We start from the raw sequence: 12,268 nt of genomic DNA, 5'->3' as shown, positions 1-12,268 counted from the left end.
AAGAACTGTCCGCTCCTCTGTTCTCAGGTACCTGACAGGTACGAGGATCCCCGTGACCATTCGCATCTTCGCAACGATGTACGGGGAGTTCCCTCTTGAGAGGTATGAGGCCGACCAGACGGGCGGCAGCGTTCGGCACCGCCGGACTGCTCGTCACGGTGACGCTGATAGCGGGCACCGTCGCCGCCCCCGTGGCCAGCGCCGCGGACAGCGCGCGAGCGCAGAACCTTGAGGCCAAGGGCGTCGCCCTCGCCGCCGCGAAGGCGGCGAAGAAGGGCATCGACTGGCAGGACTGCCCCGAGAGCTGGGGCCTGGAGAAGCCGATCAAGTGCGGCTGGGTCTCCGTGCCCCTGGACTACGCCAAGCCGAACGGCAAGCAGATCGAGCTGGCCGTGGACCGTGCCGGCAGCACCGGTACGAAGGAGGAGCGGCAGGGCGCGCTCGTCTACAACCCGGGCGGCCCCGGTGGCTCGGGCCTGCGCTTCCCGCGCCGGGTCACCACCAAGGCCCCGCTGTGGGCCAAGACGTCCAAGGCGTACGACTTCGTGGGCTTCGACCCGCGTGGTGTCGGCAAGTCGGCGCCCATCTCCTGTGTCGACCCGCAGGAGTTCGTGAAGGCGCCCAAGATGGACCCGGTCCCGGACTCCGAGGCCGACAAGCTGAAGCAGCGCAAGCTCGCGGCCGACTACGCGGCGGGCTGCAAGAAGCGCAGCGGCGAGATGCTGCCGCAGATGACGACGCCGAACACCGCGCGCGACCTGGACGTCATCCGGGCCGCCCTGGGGGAGAAGAAGCTCAACTTCCTCGGTGTCTCCTACGGCACCTACATCGGCGCCGTCTACGGCACCCTCTTTCCGGACCACGTGCGCCGCATGGTCGTCGACAGCGTGGTGAACCCCTCCCGCGAGAAGGTCTGGTACGAGGCCAACCTGGACCAGGACGTCGCCTTCGAGGGCCGGTGGCAGGACTGGACGAAGTGGGTCGCGCAGAACGACGCGACATACCACCTCGGGGACACCCAGGCCAAGGTGCAGGCCAAGTGGCTGGAGCTGCGCGCCGCCGCGAAGAAGAAGCCCCTCGGCGGGCTCGTCGGCCCGGCCGAGCTGATCTCCTTCTTCCAGAGCGCCCCGTACTACGACTCCTCGTGGGCGCCCACCGCCCGGGTCTGGAGCAAGTACGCCGCCGGTGACACCCAGGCGCTGGTCGACGCGGCCGCCCCGGACCTCACCGACACCGCGGGCAACGCGGCCTCGGAGAACGGCAACGCCGTGTACACGGCGGTCGAGTGCACCGACGCCAAGTGGCCCACCAGCTGGCGCAAGTGGGACCGTGACAACACCCGGCTGCACAAGAGCCACCCGTTCATGACGTGGGCCAACGCCTGGATGAACCTGCCGTGCGCCACCTGGCAGTCCAAGCAGTACACCCCGCTGAACGTGAAGACGAAGGAGGGCCTCCCGCCCGTCCTGATCGTCCAGTCCGAGCGTGACGCGGCCACGCCGTACGAGGGTGCCGTGGAACTGCACAAGCGGTTCAGGGGCTCCCGTCTGATCACGGAGCAGAACGCGGGCTCCCACGGAGTCACCGGCCTGGTCAACCCGTGTGTCAACGAGCGCGTGGACTCCTACCTGCTCACCGGCGAGGTGGGTGGGGCCGACGTGAAGTGCGCGCCGCACGCCACGCCCGCTCCGTAGGCCGGCCGTAGTCGCCTGACGGACGGAAGGGGGTGACCGGGATTCCCGGTCACCCCCTTCCGCGTGGGTTCACCCGGTCACACCGGGCGCCCCGCCAGCCAGGCGTCCTCCGCCGCGTAGTCGAAGAGGTCCCCGTACAGCTCGGCCATCCTGGGATACGCCTCCCGCCAGTCCCGAGCGGCGGCCGGCCGGCCCTCGATCCAGGAGACCGTCTCCGGCAGCGTCTGCGCGTACCGGACCACGGGGCGGTACCCCAACTCACGCTCGGCGGCCGACATGTCGCACACCACGGGCACGGGTACGGACCAGGGCGTGTCGCCCACGGTGGGAGCCGGGGCGGGGCCGTCGACCAGCACGTTCTCCGCGTCGACCCCCATGACCGCGTCGATCGCGGCGGCGATCTCCCCGACGGTCGGCGCCTCGGGGTCGGCGGCGTTCAGTACCCGGGTGCCGGGCCGCGCGGCCGCCAGCCGGATCAGCTCGGCGATGGTGTGGACGCTCACCGGATGGAAACGGCTCGCGCCGCCGTACGCGAGGATCCGGCGGGGCCGTCGGTCCAGGTTGCGCTTCACGAAGTACAGCTCGCGCGGTGTGCGGCAGTGCGGGCCCGTGGACGGCGCCCGCGCGCAGCAGGGTCGTGGGCAACCGGTCGCCCACGGCCAGGAGTTCGCGCTCCAGGCCCGCCTTGCGGGTGCTGCACGAGGTGTCGCCCGGCCGGACCGTGCGCTGACTCTCGGGGAGGGGCACCGGGTACTCGGGGAAGCCGTCCGGCTCCGCCTGGATGTCGAAGCCACGGCCCTTGTCGTCCTCGTACACCGAGACACTGGACACGACGACCGCCGACCCGGCCCGGCCGGCCCGCGCGAGCAACTGCCGGGCGTGTGCGGGACCGTAGGCGACGACGTCGACCAGCACGTCACAGCCGTCGCCGATCGCGGCCGTCAGCGCCGCGTCGTCCTCGCGATCGGCCGACACCGCCCGCACCTGCTCGGGCCATCCCTCGTCCCGGCCGCCGCCCCGCGAGAGGGCCGTCACCGCCCAGCCGTCCCGTGCCAGCGCGCCCACGGCCACGCGCCCGATCTGTCCCGTCGCCCCGATCACCACAGCACGTCGTGTCATGGCCCGACCGTACGACGCCCGCCCCCGGTCCGCCCGGCTGCTCTGCTACCGGCAGAGCGCCTCGACGTACCGGCGGGCAGTCGTTCAACTCAACGGCATGCGCGGGAACTTGCGCTCCTTCGCCGCGGCAGCCTCCTCCGCCTTGACCACGGCCGCGTACTGGTCGACGTACTCCTGGTCGGAGAGCGAGAGGATCGCGTACATGATCTCGTCGGTGATCGCGCGCAGGACGGCCTTCTCGCTCTCCATGCCCTCGTAGCGGGAGAAGTCGAGCGGCTTGCCGAAGCGGATGACGACGGGGTGGACGTTGGGGATGACCTTGCCCGGGGGCTGCGCCTCGAAGGTGCCGATCATGGCGCAGGGGATGACGGGCACCTTGGCCCTGAGCGCCATGACCGCCACGCCGACCTTGCCCTTGTAGAGGCGGCCGTCGTGCGAGCGGGTGCCCTCCGGATAGATGCCGAGCAGTTCGTCCTTGCTCAGCACCCCGAGCCCCTCGCGGATGGCGGCCTGACCGGCCTCCTTGCCGGAGCGGTCGACCGGGATCTGCCCGGCGCTGCGGAAGAAGAACGCCGTCAGCCGCCCCTTGAGACCCGGTCCGGTGAAGTACTCCGCCTTCGCCAGGAACGTGATCCGGCGCTTGAGGATCGCGGGCATCAGGAAGTGGTCCGAGAAGGACAGGTGATTGCCCGCGACGATGGCCGCGCCCGACGACGGTACGTGTTCGAGTCCCTCGATGCGAGGCCGGAAGACCAGTCGCAGCAGCGGACCCAGAAGCACGTATTTGAGCAGGTAATAGAACACGGCGTCTCCCTCGCGCTACCCGATCGACCCTATGGACGTGTTCCGCCAGGTCACGGCAGTCACGCGCGCTCACGACCGCTCTGCGGGTGTGGCCTTCCTCGGCCGGGTCCGATCGCGCTCACGCTGACTCCTCGCTGACATTGCTGACGTTGCGTCAGGCGCGTGAGCGCTGGTGAGCCCCGTCCTGCGTGTCGACGATTGATCGTAGCCCGCCCTGCCATGTCACCGGGAGCACCCGGACCGGCCTACGTCGCCGGATGCGGACTTCTGGCCGAAGCACGCGCCCGGCCACGCCGAACCCGCCCTCGGAGTCCACACCGAGCAGAGCTTCCTCCAGGCGCCTGTCCGGTGCCCCCTACCGCGCCCCCGTGCGTGGCGCCACCCGGCGGTCCGTGAGGGCCTCGGGCGCCCTGATCCACATGCCGTCGTCGGGGTGCGGGCTTAGCGTCTGGATATGGGCGTCAGGTGTTGCGCCGCATGACCGGGTCCGGTGGGAGTCCGGGTGCGGCCGATCCGCTGGGCGAGAGCCTGGCGGCGGCGGTGCGCCGCACCGGCGCCAGATCCGGGGGTGTCTACCTGCTGGATCCGGAGGAGGCCACGCTGGGCCTGATCGCGCTGTGCGGAGTGCCGGTCGACGCCTTCGCACCGTGGTGGCGGGCCCCTTACTCCGTGCACGGCCCGAGCCAGGACGCGGTCCGCAACGAGCGGCTCGTCTGGGTGAGTTCCCTGGAGGAGCTGGCCCGCTGCTACCCGCGCGTCGCCGCGGGCATCCCCTATCAGCTCGCGTTCGCGGTCCACCCGCTCAGCGAGGTCCGGCACTGCCGGGGCGCGCTGCTGCTGATGTGGGCACCCGGACGCTCCCCCCGGCTCAGCCGCCGTGAACGCGGGCACATCGCCTTCAGCGCCCGCCGTATCGCGCGCGTCCTGGACGCGGCCGCCGTCCCGCCGGTCATCCCGGACCGGCCCCGCTTCGTCCCTCCCCACCGCGCCGCTCCCGTCCCGCAGTCCGGGCGCGCGGCGGCCGAGATGGTGGAACGTCTGCCGCTCGGCACCCTCGCCGTCGACCAGGGAGGGTGCGTCACCTATGTCAACGCGGCGGCCGCCGGCCTGCTGGGCAGACCGGCGGAACAACTGCTGGGGACCCAGCCGTGGCAGTCACTGACCTGGCTCGACAACATCGCGTACATGGACGCGTACCGCACCGCCATGAGCAGCCGCGAGGCGGTCGCCCTGACCGTCGTGCGCCCACCGGACCACCGGCTCGACCTCCGCCTGCACACGGACGACGGCGGCACCAGCGTCCTCATCACCCCCGGCGTCTCGTCCAGGGCCGTGGCAGCGCGGCCCGCGAACACCGACGACCTCTCCTCCCGGCCGGCCGGCGCGCAGCCCACGCTGACCGGGGCCCCGTCGCAGAGCCGCATCCATCTGCTGATGGCCCTGGCCGCCGCGCTGACCGAGACCCTCGGCGTGCAGGACGTCGTCGACCTGGTCGCCGAGCGGATCCTGCCCGCGTTCGGCGCCCACGGCATGATCATGTCCACCGCCGACGCCGGCCGCATCCAGATCATCGGACACCGCGGCTACGACCCCGCCGTCATCGAGCAGTTCGACGGCCTGCCCACGGACGCCGATCTGACCCCCGCCGGCCGCGCCCTGACCACCGGCGCCTCCTCGTTCTTCGCCGACCGCGGCGAACTGTCCCGCTTCTACCCGAGAGCCCCGCAGATCACCGACAAACACGCGTGGGCCTTCCTGCCGCTGCTCAGCTCCGGGCACCCCATCGGCTGCCTCCTCCTCGCCTACAACGAGCCGCACCCCTTCCCCGCAGGCGAGCGCTCGATCCTCACGCCCCTCGCCGGGCTCATCGCCCAGGCCCTGGACCGCGCGCGCCTCTACGACGCCAAGCACAACCTCGCGCACGCCCTCCAGCAGACCCTGCTGCCCCACGCCCTGCCCACCGTGACCGGACTCGACGTCGCCGCCCGTTACCTGCCCGCCAGCCTCGGCATGGACATCGGCGGTGACTTCTACGACCTCATCCGCCTCACCGACACCACCGCCGCCGCGGTCATCGGGGACGTGCAGGGCCACGACATCACGGCGGCCGCCCTCATGGGCCAGGTCCGGATGGCCGTCCACGCCCACGCCACGGCCGGGGCCACCCCCGACCAGGTCCTCGCCCGCACCGACCGCGACCTCGCCGACCTGAACGCCAGCCGCTTCGTCTCCTGCCTCTACGCCCACCTCGACCTCGGCCGCCGGCAGGCCACGCTCGCCAGTGCCGGGCACCCGCCCCCGCTGGTGCGGCACCCCGACAGGCGCAGCCATCCCGTGGACATCCGCCCCGGCCCTCCGCTCGGCATCGGCGTCGGCAGCCCCGTCTACCCGCTCACCACGCTGTCGCTGGCCCCGGAGACACTGCTCGCCCTGTACACGGACGGTCTCGTGGAGAACCCCGGCATCGACCTCGGAAACACCATCGCCGACCTCGCCCACCACCTGGGCCAGGCCGGCGACCTCCCGCTTCCCCAGCTCCTCGACAGCCTGGTCCACCACACCCGCCCCACGGGTCGGCACACCGACGACATCGCCCTGTTCCTGCTGCGACCCCACCGCACCGCCGCGTCCTGACGGGGGCGGGTGCCGGGCCGGTGGTCCTGCGGGGCGGGTGCCGGGCCGGGCCGGCCCGGTGCGCCTGCGCGGCGGGGGCGCCGGTCGTCTGTCGACGTTCGCCCACGCGCCCGCCGTCCTTCAGGCGCCCTCCTTCAGAACCTCCCCCAACGTCCCCAACGCGGAACGGAGTTCCGCGGCCGTGATCGTCAGGGGCGGAGCCAGGCGGATGGTCGAGCCGTGGGTGTCCTTGACGAGGATGCCCGCCGCCATGAGGCGATGGCTGATGTCGCGGCCCGTGCCGAGCGCGGGGTCGATGTCGACGCCCGCCCACAGCCCGCGCGCCCGGAAGCCGACCACGCCCCGGCCGACCAGCTCCGTGAGCCCCTCCCGCAGGACCCCGCCCAGTTCGGCGGCCCTGCGCTGGAACTCCCCGGTGCGCAGCAGCTCGACGACCGCCGAACCGACCGCCGCCGCGAGGGGGTTGCCGCCGAAGGTCGAGCCGTGCTCGCCGGGGCGCAGGACCGACAGCACCTCCCGGCGGGCCACCACCGCCGACACCGGCACGATGCCGCCGCCGAGCGCCTTGCCGAGCAGTACGGCGTCGGGCAGGACGTCCTCGTGCTCGACGGCGAGCGTGCGGCCGGTGCGGCCGAGACCCGACTGGATCTCGTCCGCGACGAAGAGACAGCCGGTGCGCCGGGTCAGCTCGCGGACGCCGCGCAGATAACCGTCGTCGGGGATGAGTACGCCCGCCTCGCCCTGGATCGGCTCGATCAGCACCGCGGCCGTCGTCTCGTCGATCGCCGCCTCCAGCGCGGCGAGGTCGTTGTACGGGACCACGCGGAAGCCGGGCGTGAAAGGCCCGAAGCCGTCGCGGGCCACCGGGTCCGTGGAGAAGCTGACGATGGTCGTCGTACGGCCGTGGAAGTTGTCGGCGGCGACGACGATCGTGGCCCGGTCGGCGGGGACGCCCTTCACCTCGTAGGCCCATTTGCGGGCCACCTTGATCGCGCTCTCCACGGCCTCGGCGCCCGTGTTCATCGGCAGCACCATGTCCAGGCCGGTCAGCGCGGCCAGGGACTCGGCGAACTCGGCGAGCCGGTCGTTGTGGAAGGCCCGCGAGGTGAGGGTGAGCGTGTCCAGCTGGCGGTGTGCCGCGTCGATCAGTGCCGGATGGCGGTGACCGAAGTTGAGGGCGGAGTACCCGGCGAGCATGTCCAGATAGCGGCGGCCCTCGACGTCCTCCACCCAGGTGCCCTCGGCACGGGCCACGACCACGGGCAGCGGGTGGTAGTTGTGCGCGAGGACGGGCTCCTCGGCGCGGATGAGGTCGGCCGACGAACGCGTGGGGGCGGGGGCGGTCATGAGCGGACCTCCATCGGTCAGGGGGCGGGTCGTACGAACCGGGCGGCGGGTGTCCTCGGTCACGGGCGGATCTCCTGAGTGACGCACTTGATGCCGCCGCCCGCCTTCTGGAACTCCGACAGGTCGACGGGGACGGGCACGTAGCCCAGCCGGGTGAGCTGGTCGGCGAGTTCCTTGGCCCGGGGCGAGATGAACACGTGGCGGCCGTCCGACACCGAGTTCAGGCCGAAGGCCATGGCGTCCTGGCGGGTCGCGATCACCGCGTCCGGGTAGAGCCGGGCGAGGACCGCCCGGCTGCCGTGGGAGAAGGCCTCCGGGTAGTACGCGATGTTCCCCGCCGAGCCGTCGCTGCCGTCCTCCAGGACGAACAGCGCGGTGTCCAGATGGTAGAAACGCGGGTCCACCAGCTGAAGGCTGATCACGGGGACGCCGAAGAACTCCTGCGCCTGGCGATGCGCCTCACGGGTGGTGCGGAAGCCGGTCCCGGCGAGCAGGTAGCGGCCGGTCGGCACCAGGTCGCCCTCCCCCTCGCACACCGACTCCGAGCGCAGCACGTCGTACCCGGCGCTCTGGAACCAGGCGTCGTACGCGGTGGACTCCGGGCGCCGCTCGGGCGCGTGGAACAGCGAGCCGAGGACCCGGCCGCCGAGGACGAGCGCGCAGTTCGCCGCGAACACCATGTCGGGCAGCGCGGCCACCGGCTCCACGGTGTCCACGGTGTGGCCGAGGGTCCGGTAGGCGTGGATCAGCTCCCGCCACTGGTCCCGGGCGAGGTCGACGTCCACGGGGGTGTCCGGATGCATCCAGGGGTTGATCGAGTACTGCACGGCGAAGTGTCTGGGTTCACAGACGAGAAAGCGCCGAAGGCGCGGCACACGGCTGTCGGGCACAGAGGGTTTCTCCGCTTCCTGCGGTGTCTGCTGGGATGACACCACGGTAGGAATCGGGACACACGCACGACAAGGAACAAACGTTGCGTGTTCGCGCAGTAATGCTGCGTGTTGAATCGGCTCAGCGCACGTTCGCTGCGTCCTGGGTGGCTCCGGCCTCCGGAGCCTCCGGCAGCAGGTGCGACAGCACCATGTAACTGATCGTCTTCCGGATGAACGGCTCGGTCCGGATCCGCTCCAGCACCTCCTCGAAGTGCTCCACGTCGACGGCCCGCACGTGCAGCAGCGCGTCCGCGCCCCCGGTCACCGTCATCGCCGCGGTGATCTCCGGATGGTTGCGCACGACCTCCGCGAGCCGCCGGGGCGGCGCCGCGCCCTCGCAGTACACCTCCACGTACGCCTCCGTGCGCCAGCCGAGCGCCGCGGGCTGCACGGTCGCCGTGAACCCGGTGATCACCCCGGTCTCGCGCAGCCGGTCCACCCGGCGCTTCACCGCGGTGGCCGAAAGACCGATGGCCGAGCCGATCTCGGCGAAGCTGGTCCTCGCGTTCGCCATCAACGCCGTGATGATCTTGCGGTCGAGTTCGTCGAACGCCGCGGAGTTGCTGCTCATGCGGGCACTGTATCCAGCGAGGGGGCTCACGGCCCCCGGTGTGAAGGGCTCCGGCGCGCGCCCGTGTGCAGGCGTACGAATTACTCCTACACTCCACGTTCATGCTGCGCGCGCTCGCCGTCGATGACGAGAAACCCTCCCTGGAGGAGCTGCTGTACCTGCTGAACGCGGATCCGCGGATCGGCAGCGCCGAGGGAGCCAGCGACGCCACCGAGGCGCTGCGGAGGATCAACCGCGCCCTGGAGTCCGGGCCCCAGGGCCCGGAGGCGATCGACGTCGTCTTCCTCGACATCCACATGGCCGGACTCGACGGCCTCGACCTCGCCCGTCTCCTCACCGGCTTCGCCCGGCCCCCGCTCGTCGTCTTCGTCACCGCGCACGAGGGTTTCGCCGTCCAGGCCTTCGACCTCAAGGCCGTCGACTACGTCCTCAAGCCCGTCCGCCGGGAACGCCTCGCCGAGGCGATACGCCGGGCCGCTCAGCTCCGCGACACGGCGACGGCCACGTCCCCGCCGATCCCGGTCCACGAACCCGACCCCGACGAGATACCCGTCGAGCTCGGCGGTGTCACCCGCTTCGTCGCGGTCGCCGACATCACCCACGTCGAGGCCCAGGGCGACTACGCCCGACTGCACACCCCCCAGGGCAGCCACCTCGTCCGCATCCCCCTCTCCACCCTCGAAGAGCGCTGGCGCGCACGCGGGTTCGTCCGCATCCACCGCCGCCACCTCGTCGCCCTGCGGCACGTCGGCGAACTCCGCCTGGACGCGGGCACGGTGAGCGTCCTCGTCGGCCCGGTGGAACTCCAGGTCAGCCGCCGCCACGCACGCGAGCTGCGCGATCTGCTGATGCGCCGGACCACGGGCTGAGGAGCGCCATGCCCCACGAGAACCCCGCCGAACGCCGTGTCGTCGTCACCGGAGTGCCCCGCCGCACCCGCCGCGGCTCGGGCCACCATCGCCCCCGCACCGAGATCGACGAACAGACCACCCTCGGCCACACCTACGTCCGCTCCCTCATGCGCAGCCAACTCCGCGCCGCCCTCGCCGTGTTCGCGGTCCTCGTCCTGCTGGTCGCCCCGCTGCCCCTGGTCTTCGCCGCGATGCCGGACGGCGCGGGACTGGAATGGGCCCTCCTCGGCTTCGGTGTCTATCCGCCCCTGGTCCTCCTCGCCCTCTGGCACGTACGCCGCGCCGAACGCAACGAACAGGACCTCGCCCGGCTCGTCGAGGACCGCTGAGGACCACACCGAGGCCTGCCGAGGCCCCCGGAGGACCCCGAGGCGACGCAAGCAGTGAACCCGTGAACGAGGAGACCGGAAGCAAGGCATGAACGAGAACTACGCCGTCCCCGCGGTCGCCCTCGTCGTCGTGGCGACCGTCTTCGTCGGCGCCTTCGGCCTGCGCATCTCCCGCACCACCTCCGACTTCTACGTCGCCTCCCGCACCGTCGGCCCCCGCCTCAACGCGGCCGCGATCAGCGGCGAATACCTCTCCGCCGCCTCCTTCCTCGGCATCGCCGGCCTCGTCCTCGTCCAGGGCCCCGACATGCTCTGGTACCCGGTCGGCTACACCGCCGGCTATCTCGTCCTGCTGCTGTTCGTCGCCGCCCCGCTGCGCCGCTCCGGCGCCTACACCCTGCCGGACTTCGCCGAGGCCCGGCTCGCCTCCAAGACGGTGCGCCGGCTGGCGGGGGCTTTCGTCGTCGGCGTCGGCTGGCTCTACCTGCTGCCCCAACTGCAGGGTGCCGGGCTGACGTTGAACGTGCTCACCGACGCGCCGGAGTGGCTCGGCGGTGTCATCGTCGCCGTCGTCGTCTCCGCCACGGTCGCCGCCGGCGGCATGCGCAGCATCACCTTCGTCCAGGCCTTCCAGTACTGGCTCAAACTCACCGCCCTGCTCGTCCCCGCAATCTTCCTCGTGCTCGCCTGGCAGGGCGACGGCGCCCCGCGCCATGCCTTCGACGAGCCCGCCGAGTTCCGCGAACAGCGCGTCGTCCGCGTCGACGAGACACTCGACCTGAAGCTCACCGGCCCGCTCACCCTCACCGTCTCCGGCACGATCGACGGCCGCCGCTACGACGACCGGCGTGTGGACCTGTCCGCCGGCACCCACCGCATCGACCGGGGCACCCGGCTGACCTTCACCAAGGGTGACACCGTCCCCGTCGCCGACCGCGGCACCAACGGCGGCATGTCCACCTCCCTGGCCGCCGGTCGCGAGGAACGCCCCCTGTACGCCACCTACGGGCTGATCCTCGCCACCTTCCTCGGCACCATGGGCCTGCCCCACGTCGTCGTCCGCTTCTACACCAGCCCGCACGGCGTCGCCGCCCGACGTACCACGGTCGTCGTCCTCGCCATGATCGGCTTCTTCTACCTCCTGCCGCCGCTCTACGGCGCCCTCGGCCGCCTCTACGCCCCCGACCTCACCCTCACCGGAGACGCCGACGCGGCCGTCCTGCTCCTGCCGGACCGCATGATCGGCGGCCTCGGCGGCGACCTCCTGGGCGCGCTGGTCGCGGGCGGCGCCTTCGCCGCGTTCCTGTCCACCGCCTCGGGCCTGACCATGGCGGTCGCCGGAGTGCTCACCCAGGACGTCCTGCCCGCACGCGGAGTCCAGCACTTCCGGCTCGGCACACTCCTCGCCATGGCCGTGCCGCTCGCGGCGAGCGGCCTGGTCGGCGGGCTGCCCGTCGCCGACGCGGTCGGCCTCGCCTTCGCCGTGTCCGCCTCCTCCTTCTGCCCGCTGCTCGTGCTCGGCATCTGGTGGCGGCGCCTGACCCCGCCGGGGGCCGCCGCGGGCATGCTCGTCGGCGGCGGCGCGGCGCTCCTCGCCGTCGCCGCGACCATGGCGGGGTACCCCGGCACCGGCACCCTCCACGCCCTGCTGGCCTGGCCCGCCCTCTGGTCCGTCCCGCTCGGCTTCCTCACGATGGTCCTGGTGTCCCTGGCCACCCCCGGCAGGATCCCGGCCGAGACACCGGCGATCCTGGCGCGCTTCCACCTCCCGGAGGAACTCGTCGGCGGCCGGACCCGGGCGGCGACCAAGGAGATCGAACTGTGGCGCCGCTGAGGACCGGGCTGACAGGGCCGGCGGGTCTGACAGGGCCGGCGGGGCCGGCACGAGGACCGGCGGAAGGGAACCCACGAGCGGTGAGCGGTGTAC

The 12,268-nt window shown here is 72.0% G+C and carries 9 protein-coding genes and 1 pseudogene; 5 read left to right on the top strand and 5 right to left on the bottom strand.

What is annotated here, in order from left to right:
• The first annotated feature begins 104 nt into the window (after positions 1–104).
• Positions 105–1,694, top strand: coding sequence for an alpha/beta hydrolase (locus tag H4687_RS07290; protein ID WP_046915864.1), 1,590 nt, complete (start codon positions 105–107; stop codon positions 1,692–1,694).
• 77 nt (positions 1,695–1,771) lie between these two features.
• Here the strand turns inward: H4687_RS07290 and H4687_RS07285 are convergent.
• Positions 1,772–2,798: pseudogene (locus tag H4687_RS07285) on the bottom strand (NAD-dependent epimerase/dehydratase family protein).
• A 99-nt stretch (positions 2,799–2,897) separates the two neighbouring features.
• Positions 2,898–3,617: a lysophospholipid acyltransferase family protein gene (locus H4687_RS07280; protein ID WP_046915865.1), complete on the bottom strand. Its 720-nt coding sequence runs from the start codon at positions 3,615–3,617 to the stop codon at positions 2,898–2,900.
• A 477-nt stretch (positions 3,618–4,094) separates the two neighbouring features.
• On the opposite strand from H4687_RS07280, the gene H4687_RS07275 reads away from it, so the two are divergent.
• A complete protein-coding gene (locus H4687_RS07275) occupies positions 4,095–6,251 on the top strand; it encodes a SpoIIE family protein phosphatase (RefSeq protein WP_046915866.1) in 2,157 nt (718 codons plus the stop codon).
• Positions 6,252–6,371: 120 nt separating this feature from the next.
• Here H4687_RS07275 and rocD read toward each other — a convergent pair whose 3' ends face one another.
• The 3 genes from rocD to H4687_RS07260 form a co-directional block, all read right to left on the bottom strand.
• Complete coding sequence (gene rocD, locus H4687_RS07270; RefSeq protein ID WP_046915876.1) at positions 6,372–7,598, bottom strand: ornithine--oxo-acid transaminase; 1,227 nt, start codon at positions 7,596–7,598, stop codon at positions 6,372–6,374.
• A 59-nt stretch (positions 7,599–7,657) separates the two neighbouring features.
• Positions 7,658–8,488 (bottom strand): dimethylargininase, encoded by an 831-nt coding sequence (gene ddaH, locus H4687_RS07265; protein ID WP_046915867.1) that lies wholly within the window; start codon positions 8,486–8,488, stop codon positions 7,658–7,660.
• Positions 8,489–8,609: 121 nt separating this feature from the next.
• Entirely contained in the window at positions 8,610–9,101 is a 492-nt protein-coding gene (locus H4687_RS07260; RefSeq protein ID WP_005475376.1) for an Lrp/AsnC family transcriptional regulator, read from the bottom strand.
• A 101-nt stretch (positions 9,102–9,202) separates the two neighbouring features.
• On the opposite strand from H4687_RS07260, the gene H4687_RS07255 reads away from it, so the two are divergent.
• From H4687_RS07255 to H4687_RS07245, 3 genes are all read left to right on the top strand, one after another.
• Positions 9,203–9,970 (top strand): LytR/AlgR family response regulator transcription factor, encoded by a 768-nt coding sequence (locus H4687_RS07255; protein ID WP_046915868.1) that lies wholly within the window; start codon positions 9,203–9,205, stop codon positions 9,968–9,970.
• 8 nt (positions 9,971–9,978) lie between these two features.
• Complete coding sequence (locus tag H4687_RS07250) at positions 9,979–10,341, top strand: hypothetical protein (RefSeq protein WP_005475372.1); 363 nt, start codon at positions 9,979–9,981, stop codon at positions 10,339–10,341.
• 88 nt (positions 10,342–10,429) lie between these two features.
• On the top strand, positions 10,430–12,175 hold the full coding sequence (locus H4687_RS07245; RefSeq protein ID WP_046915869.1) for a sodium/solute symporter: 1,746 nt from the start codon (positions 10,430–10,432) through the stop codon (positions 12,173–12,175).
• Positions 12,176–12,268 lie beyond the last annotated feature (93 nt).

Origin of the sequence: Streptomyces stelliscabiei, from assembly GCF_014873495.1 — a bacterium.
Classification (GTDB): Bacteria; Actinomycetota; Actinomycetes; order Streptomycetales; family Streptomycetaceae; genus Streptomyces; species Streptomyces bottropensis.
Note: the sequence above shows the minus strand (reverse complement) of the source record. Positions and strands in the feature narration are given on the sequence as shown.